This is a genomic window from Paenarthrobacter sp. YAF11_1, from assembly GCF_052113445.1.
GTDB lineage: Bacteria > Actinomycetota > Actinomycetes > Actinomycetales > Micrococcaceae > Arthrobacter.
Map to the genome: position 1 here is coordinate 116680 of NZ_JBFRDF010000001.1, position 17960 is coordinate 134639.

Sequence of the window (17960 nt, forward strand, 5' to 3'; positions counted from 1 at the left end):
GTACTGTAAGCAATGGGGCCCCTGATCCGGTGACGTGAAGCCTAGCCTTGAGCTATGAACCGATTGCGGAGTTTCATCCGGGACCACAGGACCCTGGCTGCAGTAGTCGGAGTACTGATCCTGTCAACGGTGGTGGTGGGGGCTGCGCTCTTCCAACCGTGGCGGCTGTTCACCAGCAGCAGCGTCAATGAAGCACTGCCCGCGTTGGGGGTTTCCACGGGACAACCGTCGGATAGTGGAACGGCGGGCGCGCCGCACAGCAAAGCCGTGCCCAGCCAGACGCCACCCAGCGGCCCGGCAGTGGTGGGCGGCGGTACTTTCCAATCCCAGGAACATGCAACCACCGGCACGGCGCAGCTGTTGATGCTCCCCGACGGCAGCCACCTACTCCGCCTCGAGAATTTGGCAAGCAGTGACGGACCTGACGTCAAGGTTTGGCTCAGCAGCCAGGAGGCCGGCGGCGACTGGTTCAAATACCGCTCAGGACGCTATGTGGACCTGGGCGCCATCAAGGCAACCCACGGCAACCAAAATTACGTTGTCCCGGCCGGCACTGACGTCGCAGGACTGACGTCAGTGGTGCTGTGGTGCGATCGCTTCAGTGTTGCTTTCGGATCGGCCCCGCTCACCTGACGCGTTGCGGGGCCTGCTCTGCGCGCTTGGATGCTCCCACGGGACGTAAAGCAGGCCCCGCAACGCAGGGCACCATCCACGGAGGACGTAGGATGTCATCATGACTATGCCTGCTCCCCGCCGCATCGCCCGAGTCCGGCCCACACCGGCTCCCACCGTCGCCGGCCAGACTTTGGCCCGCCATTCTCCTGACGAGCACTTCTTTGTGGCCAACGACGCCCCGGACTTCAACTCCGTGGACGGCACCCGGTGGACCGTGGTGGAATCCCCTTTCCCGGCATCGAGGGCAAATGCCAACAGCCCCTCCAGGGAAGGATGGGAGCTGGGCGCTGTGGTGAGCCAGGATGGTTTTACTTTCCTTGCGCCTTCGGTACCTGTGAACGTCTTTGGCATGGCACATAACACCGGGCAGCCTGGCCGTGACCTGCCGCCCCAGGCTTTCCACAAGGCGGCCTCGAGCGTGATCGGCCCGGGTGAGGCCATCCAGCTGGACTCCACAGTGGGTTATGTTGACCCCGAAGCGGAACTGACGGTCGTCGTCGGGCGCCCTGCGCGCGGCCTGACGCCGGAAACGGCCCGGTCAGCGATTCTCGGCTACACCATCGGCAACGACGTATCGGCACGGGACCTGCAAAAGACCGACGAACTCTGGATCAGCGCCAAGAGCCAGGACACGTTTACTCCGGCGGGTCCTTGGATGGTCACGGATCTTGACGACTCGAACCTGGAGATTGGGATCGTGCACAACGGCAATCAACTCAAGACCGCGAGTTCTGCCGACCTGGGCTGGAAGGTGGACGAGATCCTGGTCTACCTGAGCTCGTTCATGACCCTCCAGCCCGGCGATCTGGTCTTGACTGGGTTCCCCGCAGAATGCGCCCGCATTCAACCCGGTGACACCGTGGTGTGCCGTGTTGAAGGAATCGGTGAGCTCCGGAATCCCGTCACCAGTGCATCCTGGGAGGACCAACCCGCTTAATGTGTCAGGCTTAAGCCATGGAGACAGCTGCGGACGCCACTGAGCTACGCCCGTCTCCCCCACAGAAACCACCCCGCACACGGCACCGCGGAGTCCTCAAATACCCCGTCGTTCGGCAGTTGGCCCGCTTCACTGGAGTCGGAGTGGTGTGCACGGCAAGCTCGCTGGCTCTTTACGCGTTGCTGCGTCCTTGGATCGACCCGCAGCTGGCGAACGCTGTGGCACTGATTGTGACGTCCCTGATGAACACTGCGCTGAACCGCCGGCTCACGTTCAAGATCACGGGAAAGAAAAAGCGCACCCGCGACCACCTCAGTGGCGTCATAGTGATCGCCATTGCCTTGGTCATCACGGGCGGCAGCCTGGGCATCCTGCACCTCATCCGGCCGGAAGCCACAGTCACCGAAGAATTGTGGACTACTACGTTGTCCGGCTTCGTGGCCACAGCGGTCCGGTTTACCCTGCTGAGGCACTGGATTTTCCGGCGCGCACGGCACGTGTAACCAGCCGTGCCGCCGCAAACCGGCCCCCAGTGCAGCTATCCCGCTTGCGGGGACGACAGGTTCCGGACGCGTCCGACGGCGGTTTCCACGGCGTCGGCGGCCTGTTCCAGTTCGGTGTCGGTGACAGTTGAGGGGAAGCTGAAGCGTACGGCCGTCTGGGCTGTTTCAGGCGCGATGCCCAGGGCCAGCAAAACGGGTGACGGAGCATCGGATCCCGCAGCGCAGGCCGAGCCACTGGAACACACCACGCCAAGCCGCTCAAGCTCCAGCAACACTGACTCGCCACTGGTGCCCGGGAAACAGAAGGACGCCACCGACGGCAGTCGCTGCAGCCGGTGCCCAGTGACCACTGCGCCCGCGACACCGGCCAGGATCCTTTCGATGAACTGATCCCTCAAGCCCGAGACTCGAGCGGCCTGTTCCGGTTGCTCTGCGCTGGCCAACGACAATGCAGTGGACAACGCCACGGCGCCTGCCACATTCTCAGTCCCCGAGCGCTTACCCCGTTCCTGGCCCCCGCCGTGAACCAAGGGCTCCACCCGGAGCCGCCCTTTGGTGAAGAGCACACCGGATCCCTTGGGGGCACCAAGTTTGTGTCCGGACATGCTCAGTGCATCCACCCCGAGCTCTTTGACGTCCAGGGGCAACCACCCTGCGGCCTGGACTGCATCGGTATGGAAGGGGACACCGTGTTCCCGCGCCACTGCCGCCAAGGCTGATATTGGCTGGACCGTTCCGATCTCGTTGTTCGCGTACATGATGCTGACCAACGCTGTTTCCGGCCGCAACAGGGCGCTCAGTCCCTCAACACAGACCAGGCCGTCGCCGTCAACCGGCAGCACGTCCACGATGAACCCGTGCACCCGCTCCAAGTACCTCGCCGATTCCTCCACGGCGGGATGTTCAATCGCGCTGATGACCACCCTGTTCAGCGTGGGATCAGCCGACCGCCGGGCCAGTGCGATGCCTTTGACGGCCAGGTTGTCCGCCTCGGTGCCTCCGGAGGTGAAAGTCACCTCACCCGCGCGGCAATTGAGGATCTTCGCGACGCCGGCACGCGCCCCGGCCAGCGCTGCTGCTGCCGCTTCACCCAGTGTGTGATGGCTGGAGGGATTGCCGAACTCACCGCTCAAATACGGCCACATGGCCTCGAGGGCCTCGCGGCGTACGGGGGTGGTGGCTGCGGCGTCGAGGAAGATCATGGGAGCGTCAGGCTGTCTCTAAAACAACGTCGAGGCCGAGATCGAGTGCGCTCACGCTGTGGGTCAGGCCCCCAATGGAGATCACGTCCACCCCGGCAGCGGCAATCTCGGTGACGGTGGTGACGTTGACGTTGCCACTGGCTTCCACCATGGCCCTGCCGTCCACCTGTTTGACCCCGGCCCGGAGTTCCTCGATGGAGAAGTTGTCCAGCATGATGGTGTCCACGCCGGCCGCCAGCACGGGTTCGATCTGCTCTGCGCGGTCCACTTCAACTTCGAAGTGCGTGGTGTGGCCCAGCTGGGCTTTAGCGGCAACCAGCAACCCAGTCAGCTTGGTGGAGTCGCCGCCGGTCATGACGGCCAGGTGGTTATCCTTGGCCAGGACGGCATCGGACAGGCTGTAGCGGTGGTTCGCTCCCCCACCGCAGCGCACAGCGTAGCGTTCCAGCACCCGCAAGCCCGGCGTGGTCTTGCGGGTGTCCGTAATCTTGGCGCGGGTACCTTCCACGAGCCGGACGAATTCGGCGGTCTTCGTGGCAATGGCACTCATCCTCTGCACCAGGTTGAGCCCAACGCGTTCGGCGAGCAGCACGGAGCGGGCGCTGCCGCTGACCCGCGCAAGGTGCGTGCCGGCGTCGAACGCTTCACCATCGGCGAGCAGCAATTCCACCTCGGTGTCCGGGTCCGCAAGCTTCATGGCGTCGCGGAACACGGTGCCGCCGCTGAACACGCCGGGGACCCGCGCGTTCAGCACGGCGGTTGCCCGGGCGTCGGCCGGGATCAGCAACTGGGAGGTGATGTCCCCGCTGGGCGCGTCCTCCGCGAATGCCCGTTCCAGGATCTCCCGGACAGGGGCTGCGGGGAGGGTCAGGTTAGTCATGGACGAGGCTCACTTTCCGGCTCATGGTGTAACGCTTGTCAAAATCGTCGACGGCGGCTGGTTCCCTCACGCTGTCGCTGCGGTAATGCGCCCCCAAGGACTCCCGCCGTTCCCGGGCCGCATGCACCAATAGCTGCGCAGCCAACAGAAGGTTGGAGTCCTCATGCTCCCGGACATCAAGGGAATCAGGAACATTCAAGGGAAGAACCTCACCCTCCCAAGACCCAAGAACTTCTGCGGCCTCAGCCAACAGCTGACCATCGCGCAACACGCCGGCCTTGGCTGTCATGAGGCGGCGAAGTGCCTGACGCGAAAACCCGCTGGAGGAGACAAGGTGGGCGAGCGGAAGACCGCCCACCGATTCCATTGATTCCAGCGGCGCCACGGGGCCTGCGGCGTCGCGGTCACCAGAGAGAAATGCGTCAACAGCCCGCCGCCCAAACACCAGCCCCTCAAGCAGGGAGTTACTTGCCAGGCGGTTGGCCCCTTGCACACCGGTACAAGCGACTTCACCGGCGGCGAGCAAACCAGGAACAGAGGTGCGTCCGTGAAGATCGGTCACCACCCCACCCATCCAATAGTGGGCCGCGGGCGCCACGGGGACCAGTTCCTGGGTCCAGTCGACGCCTGCTTGGCGGGTCCTCTCGCTGAGGGTGGGGAAGCGCTTTGCCAGGAAACCGCAGCCCTTCTGCCCTTCGATCACGGTGGCGTCGAGGAACACATGGCCGTTGGGATCGCCGAGTTTTGCCAGGTGCAGGGCGATGCTGCGGGAGACGACGTCCCGGGGTGCGAGTTCGGCGTCCGGGTGGTAGCCGGGCATGAACCGGTGCCCCCGGGCGTCCACGAGGATGGCACCTTCCCCACGGACGGCCTCGGAGATCAGCAGTGGGTCGTTATTGCCTTCCACCTCCCGTGCTTCGGCTGGAAGCACCATGCAGGTGGGGTGGAACTGGAAGAACTCAAGGTCGGCAACGGCCGCACCGACGCGCCAGGCGAGCGCCAGGCCATCCGCTGTGGCGACGGAGGGGTTGGTGGTTTGGGCGAAAAGCTGTCCGGCGCCCCCGGTGGCCAGCAGTACGGAGTCGCCGTGGACGCCGAGGTGGCGTCCGTCGTGGAGGAAATTGGCTCCCACCACACGGCCGCCCTGCAGTCCGCCCAGCGAGAGCGATGTGACGTGGGCGTGCCCGATGACCTGGATTTTGCCGGCCGCCTGAAAGTCCAGGACGGTGCGGATCAGCCCGGCCGCCACCCCGGCGCCGGTGGCGTCGCCGCCGGCATGCAGAATCCGCGGGGCGGAGTGGGCGGCTTCAAGACCCAAGGCGGGGTCGCCGTCGTCGTCAAGGTCGAACTCAACGCCGAACCGCCCCAGCCCGGCAATGTCCAGCCGTGCCTCCGTGCACAACACCCGCACCGCTTCTTCGTTGCAGTGCCCTGCACCGGCTGTGAGGGTGTCGGCAATGTGGGCCGCAACAGTGTCTCCGGGAGCAGGCTCGTCCAGGACGGCCGAGATGCCACCTTGGGCGTAGTAGGTGTTGCTGTCGGCAAGGGCTCCCTTGGTCAGCAACACCACTTCCGCCCCGGCTTCTGCGGCAAGCAGGGCTGAGTACAGTCCTGCGATGCCGCTTCCGACGACGATCAGCCGCTGGGGCGCAGGGCCGCGAGCAAGGCTCTCTGTAGTCATGTGGGGCTCGATTCGGCTAGTCCAATGTGGTGTGCGGGCCGTTAGGCCGGCTTGGCTGCCAGCATGCGCTCCAGCGCAATCTTGGCGTTGTCCTGCACGGAGTCGTCCACGGTAATGCGGTTGACGACCCGGCCTTCCACCAGCTCCTCAAGGACCCAGGCGAGGTAGCCCGGGTGGATGCGGTACATGGTGGAGCACGGGCAGATGACCGGATCCAGGCAGAAGATGGTGTGTTGCGGGTTTTCCGCAGCGAGCCGGTTCACCATGTTGATTTCGGTACCGATGGCGAACGTGGTGGGTTCCGTGGCGGCGGCGATCGCCTTCTTGATGAAGTCCGTAGAGCCGGCGGAGTCGGCCGCATCCACAACCTCCATGGGGCATTCGGGGTGGACGATCACGTTGACGCCCGGGAAGTCCTGGCGGGCTTTCTCGATCTGGCCCACGTTGAAGCGCTTGTGGACCGAGCAGAAGCCATGCCAGAGGATCACTCGGGAGTCCAGCAGGTGCTGTTCATCGTTGCCGCCAAGTTCCTTGCGCGGGTTCCACATGGGCATCTGCTCCAGCGGGACTCCGAGTGCCTTGGCGGTGTTGCGGCCCAAGTGCTGGTCGGGGAAGAACAGGACGCGCTGACCACGTTCGAAGGCCCATTCAAGGACCACCTTGGCATTGGAGGAAGTGCACACAATGCCACCATTGCGGCCACAGAATGCCTTCAGCGCAGCAGAAGAGTTCATGTAGGTCACAGGGATGACCGGCACGCGGCCTGATGCGTCCGGCTCAGTGCCGAAGATTTCCTCCAGCTGCTCCCAGCATTCCTCTACGGAGTCTTCGTCCGCCATGTCGGCCATGGAGCAACCCGCGGCGAGGTTGGGCAGGATGACGGCTTGCTCAGGCGTGGAGAGGATGTCTGCGGTTTCTGCCATGAAGTGGACGCCGCAGAAGATGATGGCTTCGGCGTCCGGCTTGGTCAGGGCTGCGTTGGCAAGTTGGAAGGAATCGCCGACGAAGTCTGCGTACTGAATGACCTCATCGCGCTGGTAGAAGTGCCCCAGGATGACGGCACGGTCCCCGAGTGTTGCCTTGGCGGCCCGAATACGGACGTCCAGTTCGGCGTCGGAGGCTTTTTTGTACTCCTCCGGCAATTGGCCCTGACGCGGCGTGGCCGTGGGTGCGACATCGCTGCTCGAGGCACCGGGCCCGTACGCGGGCTCGCCGGCGAGGGCTTCGGCGAGGTCGTATTCCCATGGGCCCCTGGCCAAGGCCGGGCTGCACGTGGACCCTGCGCGGGAGAGGCCCTTCTCGGCTTCCTCGCGAGTGATCAGCTGGACCGCAGTGTTGACGCTGCTCATGGTGTACTCCTGTTATCTGGCCCGAGGCCGGGCGTGCCGGTGAAGCGGTAGAGGCGTGGTGGACGGTGTTTCCCGCCTTGGAGGTATTCACCGGTTTCTTCGATTTCCGGTGTTGCCTTGACGTGTCGGCGGAAGTTTGCGGGATCGAGCTGTCGGTCCAGCACGGCCTCATAGACTTCGCGGACCTGGGCGAGGGTGAAGAATTCGCCCAGCAGGTGGTAGGCGATGGACCCATAGGCCATCTTGTTGCGGAGCCGCCATAAGGCGTAGTCCACGATTGCGTTGTGATCGAAGGCGAGTTCACCCAACCGGTCGGCCCGGAACCACCGCACATTCTCTGACTCGTCGGCCAAAGCAGCTTCCGTGGGTTGCACCAAGGCCCAGTAAACGATGGAGACAACGCGCTGGGTGGGCGACCTGTGAAGACCACCGAATGCGTAAAGCTGTTCGAGGTAGTGCGGAGTGAGCCCGGTGGTTTCACGGAGGTTTCGCGACGCGGCGTCCTGGAGGGATTCGTCGTGGGCCAACGGCCCGCCCGGAAGGGCCCACATGTCCTTGTAGGGCTCGCGGATGCGCCTGACCAGCGGCAGCCACAACGTGGGGCGGCCGGACTTCTCGCTGGGGCGGAGGGCGAAAATCACCGTTGAAATAGCCAACGACGGCGGCGCAAGCCGCCTTTCGGCGACGTTCGCTGAGTTGGTGTTCACGGCGTTCACCTCGCTTCATCGCCGCCTGGAGCACTCCCCGATGTGACGGAGCGTTAGTTAAAGTCATGTTGACTAGAACTAATGGTACGACTCAACAGGCTCTTGGCAAAATGCTCTACGTCACACTGGCTTCGCTGCCGCTTCCATCAGCGGCAGCGTCCGGCCTTGGATGTGGCTGTTCAGCACAATGACCGACGAGCACCGAACCACGGACTTGGTGGCGATCATGGCATCAAGGACCCGCTGCATGTCTGGATTGGAACGTGCCGCGATCCGCACCATGAGATCAGAGTTTCCCGTCACGGTGTGGACCTCGATGATTTCCGGAATGGCGCCCAGGCTTTCGATGATGGCATCGTGGCCAATCTCCTGCGTGATGGTGACGGAGCAGAATGCCACTACCGGGAAGCCGAAATTGGCGGGATCCGGCTGGGGAACCCAGGAACCAATGACCCCATTGTCAATCATCCGGTCAATCCTGGACTGCACCGTAGCCCTGGCGACCCTGAGCACGCGCGAGGCCTCCAGCACGGAGGATCGCGGTGAATCAGTGAAGAAACGTACAATTTTTGCATCAAGCGCATCGACCAGCATCAAAGTTCCTGTCCCCGGGGATCCGTACCCATCACATCGCTACAGCAAAAAGTGATGTATCTTACAAACTGCGAGAATTATTCCACGGCTCTTGCTGCGTCGTCGACGCCCGCGTGCCAAGCCCATGAGGCCAACACGCCAAACCAGCATGTAATCCATAGAAGGTAGACACGTATGACAACGAAGTCCATCGCGGCTCCTGCCCCAACATCCGGTCTCGGCCATTCGCTCAAACCGCGCCAGCTCACCATGATGGGGCTCGGCAGTGCGATCGGCGCCGGCCTCTTCCTCGGCTCAGGCGCAGGCGTCCAAGCCGCAGGTCCGGCCGTGCTCATCTCCTACCTCGTCGCCGGCACGCTGATCATCCTGGTCATGTGGGCCCTTGGCGAGATGGCAGCCGCCAACCCCAACAGCGGCGCGTTCTCCGTGTACGCAGAAAAGGCCATGGGCAAGACCGCCGGCGGAACCATCGGCTGGTTGTGGTGGCTCCAACTGGTGGTGGTCATTGCCGCCGAAGCCATCGGCGCAGCCGGACTGCTGTTCTCCATTTGGCCCGTCATTCCCGTGTGGGTTCTTGCGCTGGTCTTCATGGTGGTCTTCACGGGCATCAACCTTGTAGGCGTCCGCAACTTCGGCGAGTTCGAGTTCTGGTTCGCCATCCTCAAGGTGGCCGCAATCGTCATCTTCCTGATCATCGGTGCAGCCCTCCTCTTTGGCTGGCTGCCGAACGTCCCCTCCCCCGGATTCTCGGCTTTCGGGGACTTCGCCCCCAACGGCATCGGAGGCATCGCCGCCGCCTTGTTCGTGGTGATCTTCGCCTTCGGCGGGACGGAAATTGTCAGCGTTGCTGCCGCCGAAACCGAGAACCCCGCGCATAGCGTGGGCAAAGCCATCCGCACCGTGGTGTGGCGCATCCTGGTCTTCTACATCGGCTCGGTGTTTGTTATCGCAGCGGTTCTCCCTGTCGGCTCGGACGGCCTGAAGTCTCCGTTCGCCGGAGTCCTGGACATGGCCGGCATCCCGGGCGCGGGCGCTGCCATCACCCTGGTGGCCGTCGTCGCGTTGCTCTCTGCGCTGAACGCCAACCTCTATGGCGCTTCCCGGATGATCTTCTCCCTCTCCGAACGCGGGGAAGCTCCCCGCTTCCTGTCCCGCCTGAGCGCTTCGAAGGTTCCCGTCGCCGCCGTCGGAATTTCGGTCGCTTTCGGCTTCATCGCCACAGTCCTGGAACTGCTGTTCCCCGAGAAGATCCTGCCCGCACTGCTGAACCTCGTGGGCTCCACCTGCCTCGTGGTCTGGGGCACCGCCCTGGTGTCGCAGTTCATCCTGCGGCGCAGGGCTGACAGGGAAGGCACAGAACTGCCGCTGCGCATGAAGGGCTTCCCCGTCCTGACCATCGTTGGCCTCATGCTGCTGGGCCTGATCCTGGTGGTGGGCTTCGCCAACCCGGAAAGTGCCGGACAGCTGATCGGAACGTTCATCCTGATCCTGGTCATCGCCGCGGGCTGCTTCATCAACGCCAAGTCCAAAGCCGCCAAGGAGTCCACACCCGTGGAGTAAACCGGCTGTTCATCACCATCAAGAAGCCCTGCACAGTTTGTACTGTGCAGGGCTTCTTCGTATGCCCAAATTGCACAAAGTGTTTCGTTTGAACTGTGCTGATTGCGCACACCCATAGTGGGTGACTAGGGTCACAGCCATGACGACCAAACCTGTGGTGGCCGCCGTCGATGACGACGCGGCCCCGCTCACCCACCATCAACTCCGCGAGCTGTACACCCTGATGGCAGCAGTCCGGCACCTGGACACTTCAGCAGTGGCCTGGCAGCGCCAAGGCATCATTCCCGGTTATGCCCCCGAGCTCGGCCAGGAAGCTGCGCAGGTAGGCAGCGGCTACGCCGTGGACCGGACCCGCGATTTTGTGTTTCCCACCTACCGTGAAATGGGCGTTGCCCGCGCAATGGGCCTGGACATGGTGGGCTACATGTCCACTCACAAAGCCACCTGGCATGGCGGCATGTACAACCCGTTGGAGTCCAGGTTCGCTCCCATCCAGGCTGTGGTGGCAGGCTCCGTCCTGCACGCTGTGGGCTGGGCCCACGGCCAAACCCTCTCCGGCAACGCCGCGGGTGAAATGGGCGTGGCCATGACGTACTTCGGCGACGGCGCCTCCTCCCAGGGTGACGTCCACGAGGCCATGAACTTCGCGGCCGTCATGAAGGCCCCCGTGGTGTTTTTCATCCAGAACAACGGCTGGGCCATCTCAGTCCCCACGGAGCGCCAGGTGGCCGGCGGCTCTGTCGCGGCGCGCGCGGCCGGATACGGCATCCCGTCCCTGCAGGTGGACGGCAACGACGTCGTGGCTGTCTTTGAAGCGACCCGCTCTGCCTTCGCGCACTGCCGGGCAGGAAACGGCCCCGTGGTGATTGAAGCCATGACGTACCGACGCGGACCTCATTCCACCGCTGACGACCCCGGCAGATACCGCACGCTGGACGAGGAACGCCTGGACGCCGGCGAGGATCCGCTGGAGCGCTTCAAGCAGCGGCTCCTCAAGGACGGCGTGGCCGACGACGCCTTCTTCGCAGAAGCACAGCGATTGGCCGAAGAGGAAGAAGAGGCCGTCCGGGCGGGCATGGCCGACCTCGGCCCGCGTCCAGGCTCTGAGATGTTCAGCCTGGTCTTCCAGGAGCCAACGCCCACCCTTCAATCACAAGCCACCGCGTGGCGCGAGGAGTCCGAACATGTCTGAGACCATCACCGAACCTCGCAGCCATGAAGCGGGCACGGCAAGTGTTGAGCAGCTGTCCATGCAACAGGCGCTGAACCGTGCACTGGATGAAATCCTGGCCGGGAATCCCAAGACCGTCATTTTTGGCGAGGACTGCGGCCGGTTGGGCGGCGTCTTCCGCATCACCGACGGGCTGCAGGCCAAGCACGGCGAAGACCGCGTCTTTGACACCCCCCTGGCTGAGTCAGGCATCTTGGGCATGTCGGTAGGCCTCGCCATGGCGGGCTTCCACCCCATCCCCGAAGTCCAGTTCGACGGCTTCGCCTATCCGGCCATCAACCAGATCGTCTGCCAGATCGCCCGGATGAACTACCGGAGCCGCGGCACCCTGCCAATGCCCATCACGCTCCGCGTCCCCAGCTTCGGTGGCATCCGCGCACCCGAGCACCACGGTGAAAGCCTGGAAGCCCTGTTCGCCCACGTACCCGGCCTCAAAGTAGTCTCCCCCTCCACCCCGCATGATGCCTACCACCTGCTCAAGTACGCTGCCACGCGCCCGGACCCGGTGATCTTCATGGAGCCGAAATCCCGTTACTGGCAAAAAGGGTCCGTGGACGTCACCACCACCGCCACCCCTGGCACAGCAGCGCACGACGACGGCGGCCTCACCGGCGCCCGCGTGGCCAGGGAAGGCCGGCACCTGACCCTCGTAGCTTGGGGTGCCATGGTTTCCCGTTGCCTGCAGGTCGCTGAACTGGCGGCCGAGGACGGCATCGACGTCGAGGTCCTGGACCTGCGCTGGTTGAAGCCGATTGATGCCGAAGCTTTGGCGAGGTCCGTCGGGAAGACGCGGCGCGCCGTCGTCGTCCATGAAGCGCCCCTGACATCGGGCCTGGGCGCAGAAGTGGCCCAACTCATCACGCAGGGCTGTTTCGCAACGCTCAAGGCTCCGGTGGAGCGTGTCACAGGCTTCGACGTTCCCTATCCCTCCGGCGACCTGGAGGACGAATACATCCCCAACATCGACCGCATCCTCTTTGGGATCCAACGCGTACTGGAGTACCGCCGTGGCTGAAATTTCCTTCCCGCTTCCCGATCTCGGCGAGGGCCTCATTGAGGCAACCGTGCTGGAGTGGTTGGTGGAACCCGGCCAGCAGGTGGAACGCAACCAGCCGATCGTAGAGCTGGAAACCACCAAGTCAGCGCTCGAATTGCCCAGCCCGCAGGCGGGTAAAGTGGTGCGTATTCACGGGGCGCCCGGTGACACAGTCAACGTTGGCGAGCCGCTGATCGTGTTCGAGGTTCCGGATGACACCGCCGGGATCGTGGGCACTGTTCCGAAGGACGAAGCACCCAAGCGCCGGGTCCGCCTGAGCGCCGTACTCGATGAGGACTGACACCATGACCGGCAGGCACACAGTGGAACAGCAGAGGCACACAGTGGAGGGCACCGATCCCGGACTGTTCGTCGAAGTGCACCAACCCGCCACTGACGTTGGCCTGCGCCCTGTCCTGCTGATCCACGGCTTTTCATCCTCCAGCAAGCTGAACTGGGCTGACAGCGGCTGGATCACCACCCTTCAGGACGCCGGCCGCCGGGTCATCACCGTCGACTTGCCGGGCCACGGCCGGAGCCACTCCCCTGAGGACCTGGACTCGTACACGCCCAGCCGAATCCGCGCCGACCTGCTGCAGATAGTGACCGACGCCGGGGCCCGGCCCCTGCGCGAAGGTGACCCTTCCACGGGCCTGGACGTGGTGGGCTACTCACTGGGTTCGCGGTTGGCGTGGGAATTCGGCGCTACGCAGCCGGACCTGGTGCACCGGATCGTCCTGGGCGGACCGAGTTCGGCAGACCCGCTCGCAGCCTTCGACCTCGTTGCCGCCCAACGGCACCTGGCCGACGGTACGCCCGTGGAGGACGCGTCTACGGCAGGGCTGCTGAAAATGGCACAAATGCTCCCCAGCAACAACCTGTTCGCCATGCTGTCCCTCATCGAGGCCATCAAGGGAGAACCTTTCGATCCCGCCGGGGCTGCCCCGCACATGCCCCTGTTGCTGGTTGCCGGCGAGAAGGACGAACGGGCAGCGACGATGCCGGAACTCGCCGCCATTGCAGGCAAGAGGGGTGCGTTGGTGGAAACGTTGGTCATTCCCGGGCGGACCCACACCAACGTCATCACCAGCCGGGCCTTCAAGGAAGCTGCCCTCGAATTCCTCGGAGTCTAGCCGGCCCCACGCACCGGCTGGCCCAGCTGACGGTGATCAGCGGGCCAGCCGCTCCGCGTTAAGGCTCATGCGCTCCAGCACGCTCAATGCCATGGCGTACTCGTCAATGCCGATCCCCATGGACAGGTCCTGCCGCGCCGCTTCCACCAGCCGCTGGGCTTCGTGGTATTTTTCCCGTCCGCGGTCACTCAGGACCAGCCGGTCATCGACCATGGTGATCATCCCCCGGCCGACCAAGGCCGCGAGTTCCCTCTCCCGCATCCGGACATCGTTTCCCCACAACGGGTGCAGGGATTCCTCCAGCTGGTCAGGAAGCATGGCGCCCTCGGACAGGACACTGAGGGTGTGCCATTGACGGCGGCTGAGCTTGATTCTGGCCAGGATGTTGTCCAGTTGGGCTTCCAGCGCGGCGTCGAGCCTCTTGATCCAATATCCGATTGGCTTATTCACAAGCCCATGCTTTCAGCGGAGACGCTGCCGGGCAAGGTCTGGACGGTAGGCTTGGAATTGCAACGAATTTCGTGGAAGTGGAGCAGATGGGCATGCGTTTCAAGGACCGTGCGGAAGCCGGTCGACGCCTGGCTGAAGCCCTCCCCCAGCTGAGGGAACAGCCGGACACCATCGTGTTGGGCCTGGCCCGCGGTGGAGTTCCCGTGGCCGCAGCAGCCGCCACGGAGCTGTACCTGCCCTTCGGCGCTGTCCTGGTCCGCAAGCTCGGCATCCCCGGACGCGACGAAACCGCCTTCGGTGCCTTGGCCTGGTCGCAGGGGGATGTCCTGCGTATCGTCAACAAGCCGTTGAGGGAGCTGATCCTCGCCCACGGCATCTCCCAGGCCGCGCTCGATGCTGTGGAAGCCCATGAACGCTCCGAGCTTCTCCGTCGCGCGCAGGAGTACCCAGGCACCGGCCATGACCTTAACGGACAGACCGTGGTGCTGGCCGATGACGGACTTGCCACCGGCGCCACCATGCGGGCGGCTGTGGAGGCGGTTCGTTCAGCCGGGGCACGCACTGTGATAGCCGCGGTGCCGGTTGCATCGTTGGAGGCCTCGACGTCGTTGGCCCGGGTGTGCGACGCAGTGATGGTCCTTCACACACCCGGTAAATTCCACGCTGTCGGCGCGTTCTACGAGCGATTTGAGCAGCTCTCCGACGACGACGTCGTCAGCCAACTCGAAGGTGCCGGTGCCGGCGGCCGCAAGTAACCGGCGTCGTTCCCCACGCAAAAAGCGGGTGCGGTCCACAGGGACCGCACCCGCCTTTTTTGCAGCTTCTAGTGATGAACGCTGTAACCCAGGGGCCGTCCACGGGTTTCCTTGGCGAGGATCACTCCAATTGCAGAGATGACGCACAGAACCATGATGTAGATGCCCACCGAACCGGACCACTTGGTGGTGTCCAGGAGTGCCTGGGCAATGAGGGGCGCGAAAGCACCGCCCAGGATGGCACCCAGGGCGTATCCAATGGAGATTCCGGAGTAGCGGACCTGGGCCGGGAACATTTCCGCATACATGGCGGACATCGGACCGTAGGACAGTCCCAAACCGATGGTCAGGACGAACAAAGCGGTTCCGTAAAGCACGATGTCCTTGGAATCGATCAGCACGAACATGGGGATCATCCAGGCAAAGACCAAGCCGTAACCGATCAGGAACGTCCTGACTCGTCCGATCTTGTCCGACAACCAACCACCCACCATGGTGAAGATGAGCCAGCCGAATGAGGCGATGGTGGTGGCAAGCAAGACCTGCGGCGTGGGCATCTTCAACGTCCGTGTTGCGTAGGAGATGAAGAAGGCGATCAGCAAGTACCCGGCGGCGTTGTTGGCAATGAAGATCAACGCTGCAAGGACAACTTCCTTCTTGTTGTTGCGGAAAAGATCTCCGAGGGGCGCCTTGCTTTCGGCCTTGCGCTGGGCGATTTCCTTGAAGACCGGGCTTTCTCCAACAGCGCGACGGATAAGGTAGCCCACCACGATGAGGACGACGGACAGCAGGAAGGGCACGCGCCATCCCCAGGCCGCGAACTCTTCCTTGGACATGCCCGACTGCAGGAGGAACAGGAGGCCGGTGGCAAGGATCATGCCGATGGGCACACCGATCTGCGGGTAGGCGCCGAAGAGTCCGCGCTTCTTGATGGGTGCATGCTCCACAGCCATGAGAGCGGCACCGCCCCACTCACCGCCGGCGGAGAATCCTTGGACTACGCGCAAGGTGATCAGCAGGATGGGGGCCCAGACGCCGATTGTTGCATAGGTGGGCAGCAAACCGATCAGCGCGGTGGCTGCACCCATCATGACCAGCGTCATGACCAGGACGGCCTTGCGGCCCATCCTGTCGCCGAGGTGTCCGGCAACGAAAGCCCCGAGGGGACGGAAGAGGAAGCTGATACCGATCGTGGCGAACGACAAAAGCTGGGCGACACCCGGGTTGGACTTCTCCAAAGGCGAGAGGAACAGCGGGGCCAGCAGCGTCGCAGTGAGCTGGGCGAAGATGAAGAAGTCGTACCACTCGATGGTGGTGCCCACCAGTGTCCCGGCCAGAACCCGGCGCTCCTCGCGCTTGCTGCTGGGTCCTGACGGAGAGTCGACAGTGGAAGTTGCGGTCATTGGAACTCCATTGGGGTGAGGGTGACTGTTCGGCACGTGACTTGCATTAACCGACAGAACGGTCAGTTAGGAAAGAATACTACAATCTGTGACCCAAAGCACAGACCCCTGGAAGTTCGCGCCAACATAGGATGGTTCGCATGAATCCCCGCAGCGACGTCCACCCTCCAACGGAAGCGGCGACACAAGCCCCGCCGTCACAAACCCTGTCCCGGGGAATCCGCGCCCTGGAGATCCTCGCTGCCGCAGACAGGCCACTCAGCATCGCCGAACTCACCGAAGCCCTGGGCGTGCACCGCTCTGTGGCCTATCGGATTCTCCGGACACTGGAAGACCATTCCCTGCTGGTGCGCGACGACTCCGGACGGGTGCAGCCCGGACCCGGATTGGCTGTACTGGCCAGCGGCGTCTCACGGAACCTTCAAACCGCGGCGCTGCCCGAGCTGACCCAACTCGCCAACACCCTGCACATGACAGCCTTCGTCGCCGTATGGGACCACCAGGAATGCGTCACCCTGGTCACCGTTGAACCACGACACTCCGGGGCGGCGCTCGCCCAACACCCCGGAAGCCGCCACCCGGTCAGCACAGGCGCTCCCGGAATAGCCATCCAATCAACCATGACGGAGGAACGATGGCAGCAGGCCGGCGCCGGCAACCCCTACCGCCCCGAAGCCCACGAGGCGCGCCGCCTCGGTTACGCCACCAGCCATGACGAGGTCATCGCCGGACTGTCCTCCATCGCCGCCCCCATCCAGGTCCCGGGGGGACGGCCGGCCGCGATCGCCGTCGTCTACATCCGATTGGATCAAGACGCCGACGCCGTCGGCAAAGCGCTCGCAGCCAGTGCTGCCCGGATCGAAAGCCAATTGGCCTGAACGTCCCTTCGGCAAACCTTTCATTGCAGGTCAAGTGACGTGCCCCACAGCACAAGACGATGACTGCGACGAAGCGAATACTCGAATGAAGGGCCGGACACGCCGTCCGGTCCTTCATTCGAGCCCGAGAAGGAACCCATGAGCCTGAATCTCCTCGACACCTCCAACTGGCTGCCACTGGACGGACTGGCCCCCGGCTTCGACGCCTACAAGGCGCCCACAGTGCAAGACCTGGCAGGAAAACAGTTCTCCCTACGCAATGACGGCGGTCCCATGACGTTCAGCTTCGACGACGAAGAGGTCCAATGGGCTGCGGCCGGCCACTCAGGAACGGCCCCCTATGAGGCCTTCCTGGTAGCCGAGGACCTGTACTACGCCCAATGGCAGAGTCAGCAGGATCCCGAACTCGCCGTTTCCCTGGTCCTGGACCTGCTGCACGGCAGGGCGCTCTACATTGGCGCCACACTCGGCAAGGCAACAGCCTCCAGCGTCGCCGTCCACCACGATTTCCGCCCAGGGACACTCGATGGTCACCACACCTCGGGGGCGGCAATTGCAGAAAGCAACGCACTTATTGGTCGCCGCGTTGAATGGGTCTACAGCGAATCCCACGCGTATGAACACATCTACCTCAGCCCCACCTGGTACACATGGCAGTGTTTGGCAGGCCCGGAGCGGGGATTGGCCGACACGGATTCGAACACCGTGCTGCAGATCCGCCCCGGAATTTTCGTCTTCACCTGGCGGGAGAAAGTCATACCGTGCGGCTCAGTCACCATCGCTGACCACCGCGATCCCCACGCCATCAGGTCCCACGGCAGCCTCTTCGGATGGGACGAGGCAGGCACGGAACCCGTGCACTTCACCTTCGGCGCCCATGGCCGGCTGATCAGCATCAGTCACCACAGCATGGAACTGAACCCGGCCAACCGGACGTAGCCCAACTGCAGAATTAAAAGGAGGCCCCGGCGGTTCACAAACCGCCG

General features: G+C 63.7%; 19 protein-coding genes. 11 read left to right on the plus strand and 8 right to left on the minus strand.

Going from position 1 to position 17960, the window contains the following annotated elements:
- Positions 1–54: 54 nt before the first annotated feature.
- From AB4Y77_RS00545 to AB4Y77_RS00555, 3 genes are all read left to right on the plus strand, one after another.
- Positions 55–633, plus strand: coding sequence for a DM13 domain-containing protein (locus AB4Y77_RS00545; RefSeq protein ID WP_442012668.1), 579 nt, complete (start codon positions 55–57; stop codon positions 631–633).
- 100 nt (positions 634–733) lie between these two features.
- Positions 734–1612: a fumarylacetoacetate hydrolase family protein gene (locus AB4Y77_RS00550; RefSeq protein WP_442012669.1), complete on the plus strand. Its 879-nt coding sequence runs from the start codon at positions 734–736 to the stop codon at positions 1610–1612.
- A gap of 17 nt (positions 1613–1629) precedes the next feature.
- Positions 1630–2115 carry a GtrA family protein gene (locus AB4Y77_RS00555; protein ID WP_311213457.1) on the plus strand — a complete coding sequence of 162 codons (486 nt, stop codon included), beginning with the start codon at positions 1630–1632 and terminating at the stop codon, positions 2113–2115.
- Between the two features lie 35 nt (positions 2116–2150).
- On the opposite strand, the gene AB4Y77_RS00560 is transcribed toward AB4Y77_RS00555, so the two are convergent.
- The 6 genes from AB4Y77_RS00560 to AB4Y77_RS00585 all read right to left on the minus strand — a co-directional run bounded on the left by AB4Y77_RS00560 (position 2151) and on the right by AB4Y77_RS00585 (position 8528).
- Positions 2151–3317, minus strand: a complete 1167-nt coding sequence (locus AB4Y77_RS00560; protein ID WP_442012670.1) for a cysteine desulfurase family protein — start codon at positions 3315–3317, stop codon at positions 2151–2153.
- A gap of 7 nt (positions 3318–3324) precedes the next feature.
- A complete protein-coding gene (gene nadC / locus AB4Y77_RS00565; RefSeq protein ID WP_311213459.1) occupies positions 3325–4197 on the minus strand; it encodes a carboxylating nicotinate-nucleotide diphosphorylase in 873 nt (290 codons plus the stop codon).
- Positions 4190–5878 (minus strand): L-aspartate oxidase, encoded by a 1689-nt coding sequence (gene nadB, locus AB4Y77_RS00570; protein ID WP_442012671.1) that lies wholly within the window; start codon positions 5876–5878, stop codon positions 4190–4192. Before nadB ends, nadC begins: the two co-directional genes overlap by 8 nt.
- 41 nt (positions 5879–5919) lie before the next feature.
- Entirely contained in the window at positions 5920–7227 is a 1308-nt protein-coding gene (gene nadA, locus AB4Y77_RS00575) for a quinolinate synthase NadA (RefSeq protein ID WP_311213461.1), read from the minus strand.
- Complete coding sequence (locus AB4Y77_RS00580; RefSeq protein WP_089595490.1) at positions 7224–7943, minus strand: NUDIX hydrolase; 720 nt, start codon at positions 7941–7943, stop codon at positions 7224–7226. The genes nadA and AB4Y77_RS00580 overlap by 4 nt, the downstream gene beginning before the upstream one ends.
- Positions 7944–8054: 111 nt before the next feature.
- Positions 8055–8528 carry an Lrp/AsnC family transcriptional regulator gene (locus tag AB4Y77_RS00585; protein WP_311213462.1) on the minus strand — a complete coding sequence of 158 codons (474 nt, stop codon included), beginning with the start codon at positions 8526–8528 and terminating at the stop codon, positions 8055–8057.
- A gap of 174 nt (positions 8529–8702) precedes the next feature.
- Between AB4Y77_RS00585 and AB4Y77_RS00590 the strand changes: the two genes are divergently transcribed.
- From AB4Y77_RS00590 to AB4Y77_RS00610, 5 genes are all read left to right on the plus strand, one after another.
- A complete protein-coding gene (locus AB4Y77_RS00590) occupies positions 8703–10088 on the plus strand; it encodes an amino acid permease (RefSeq protein WP_442012672.1) in 1386 nt (461 codons plus the stop codon).
- 139 nt (positions 10089–10227) lie between these two features.
- Positions 10228–11280, plus strand: coding sequence for a thiamine pyrophosphate-dependent enzyme (locus AB4Y77_RS00595; protein ID WP_442012673.1), 1053 nt, complete (start codon positions 10228–10230; stop codon positions 11278–11280).
- On the plus strand, positions 11273–12334 hold the full coding sequence (locus AB4Y77_RS00600) for an alpha-ketoacid dehydrogenase subunit beta (protein WP_442012674.1): 1062 nt from the start codon (positions 11273–11275) through the stop codon (positions 12332–12334). The genes AB4Y77_RS00595 and AB4Y77_RS00600 overlap by 8 nt, the downstream gene beginning before the upstream one ends.
- On the plus strand, positions 12327–12656 hold the full coding sequence (locus tag AB4Y77_RS00605; protein WP_089595494.1) for a biotin/lipoyl-containing protein: 330 nt from the start codon (positions 12327–12329) through the stop codon (positions 12654–12656). The genes AB4Y77_RS00600 and AB4Y77_RS00605 overlap by 8 nt, the downstream gene beginning before the upstream one ends.
- Positions 12657–12660: 4 nt before the next feature.
- Positions 12661–13488 (plus strand): alpha/beta fold hydrolase, encoded by an 828-nt coding sequence (locus AB4Y77_RS00610; protein WP_442012675.1) that lies wholly within the window; start codon positions 12661–12663, stop codon positions 13486–13488.
- Between the two features lie 36 nt (positions 13489–13524).
- Here the strand turns inward: AB4Y77_RS00610 and AB4Y77_RS00615 are convergent, their stop codons facing one another.
- Positions 13525–13938, minus strand: a complete 414-nt coding sequence (locus AB4Y77_RS00615) for a MarR family transcriptional regulator (protein WP_311213467.1) — start codon at positions 13936–13938, stop codon at positions 13525–13527.
- A gap of 86 nt (positions 13939–14024) precedes the next feature.
- On the opposite strand from AB4Y77_RS00615, the gene AB4Y77_RS00620 reads away from it, so the two are divergent.
- Positions 14025–14693 carry a phosphoribosyltransferase gene (locus AB4Y77_RS00620; protein WP_442013041.1) on the plus strand — a complete coding sequence of 223 codons (669 nt, stop codon included), beginning with the start codon at positions 14025–14027 and terminating at the stop codon, positions 14691–14693.
- A gap of 68 nt (positions 14694–14761) precedes the next feature.
- Here the strand turns inward: AB4Y77_RS00620 and AB4Y77_RS00625 are convergent, their stop codons facing one another.
- On the minus strand, positions 14762–16096 hold the full coding sequence (locus tag AB4Y77_RS00625) for an MFS transporter (protein ID WP_442012676.1): 1335 nt from the start codon (positions 16094–16096) through the stop codon (positions 14762–14764).
- Between the two features lie 131 nt (positions 16097–16227).
- Between AB4Y77_RS00625 and AB4Y77_RS00630 the strand changes: the two genes are divergently transcribed.
- Both AB4Y77_RS00630 and AB4Y77_RS00635 read left to right on the plus strand, forming a co-directional pair.
- Positions 16228–16974, plus strand: coding sequence for an IclR family transcriptional regulator (locus AB4Y77_RS00630; RefSeq protein ID WP_311213469.1), 747 nt, complete (start codon positions 16228–16230; stop codon positions 16972–16974).
- 138 nt (positions 16975–17112) lie between these two features.
- The gene (locus AB4Y77_RS00635) at positions 17113–17913 is read left to right on the plus strand and encodes a MoaF C-terminal domain-containing protein (RefSeq protein ID WP_442012677.1); all 801 of its coding nucleotides are present in this window, start codon (positions 17113–17115) and stop codon (positions 17911–17913) included.
- Positions 17914–17960: the final 47 nt, after the last annotated feature.

Bases quoted from the DNA above. Each gene is read 5' to 3' on its own strand.
- nadA (WP_311213461.1), bottom strand. From the start codon at position 7,227: ATGAGCAGCGTCAACACTGCGGTCCAGCTGATCACTCGCGAGGAAGCC.
- AB4Y77_RS00630 (WP_311213469.1), top strand. From the start codon at position 16,228: ATGGTTCGCATGAATCCCCGCAGCGACGTCCACCCTCCAACGGAAGCG.
- AB4Y77_RS00555 (WP_311213457.1), top strand. From the start codon at position 1,630: ATGGAGACAGCTGCGGACGCCACTGAGCTACGCCCGTCTCCCCCACAG.
- AB4Y77_RS00610 (WP_442012675.1), top strand. From the start codon at position 12,661: ATGACCGGCAGGCACACAGTGGAACAGCAGAGGCACACAGTGGAGGGC.
- nadB (WP_442012671.1), bottom strand. From the start codon at position 5,878: ATGACTACAGAGAGCCTTGCTCGCGGCCCTGCGCCCCAGCGGCTGATC.
- AB4Y77_RS00550 (WP_442012669.1), top strand. From the start codon at position 734: ATGACTATGCCTGCTCCCCGCCGCATCGCCCGAGTCCGGCCCACACCG.
- nadC (WP_311213459.1), bottom strand. From the start codon at position 4,197: ATGACTAACCTGACCCTCCCCGCAGCCCCTGTCCGGGAGATCCTGGAA.
- AB4Y77_RS00595 (WP_442012673.1), top strand. From the start codon at position 10,228: ATGACGACCAAACCTGTGGTGGCCGCCGTCGATGACGACGCGGCCCCG.
- AB4Y77_RS00600 (WP_442012674.1), top strand. From the start codon at position 11,273: ATGTCTGAGACCATCACCGAACCTCGCAGCCATGAAGCGGGCACGGCA.
- AB4Y77_RS00620 (WP_442013041.1), top strand. From the start codon at position 14,025: ATGGGCATGCGTTTCAAGGACCGTGCGGAAGCCGGTCGACGCCTGGCT.
- AB4Y77_RS00635 (WP_442012677.1), top strand. From the start codon at position 17,113: ATGAGCCTGAATCTCCTCGACACCTCCAACTGGCTGCCACTGGACGGA.
- AB4Y77_RS00545 (WP_442012668.1), top strand. From the start codon at position 55: ATGAACCGATTGCGGAGTTTCATCCGGGACCACAGGACCCTGGCTGCA.
- AB4Y77_RS00560 (WP_442012670.1), bottom strand. From the start codon at position 3,317: ATGATCTTCCTCGACGCCGCAGCCACCACCCCCGTACGCCGCGAGGCC.
- AB4Y77_RS00590 (WP_442012672.1), top strand. From the start codon at position 8,703: ATGACAACGAAGTCCATCGCGGCTCCTGCCCCAACATCCGGTCTCGGC.
- AB4Y77_RS00625 (WP_442012676.1), bottom strand. From the start codon at position 16,096: ATGACCGCAACTTCCACTGTCGACTCTCCGTCAGGACCCAGCAGCAAG.
- AB4Y77_RS00585 (WP_311213462.1), bottom strand. From the start codon at position 8,528: ATGCTGGTCGATGCGCTTGATGCAAAAATTGTACGTTTCTTCACTGAT.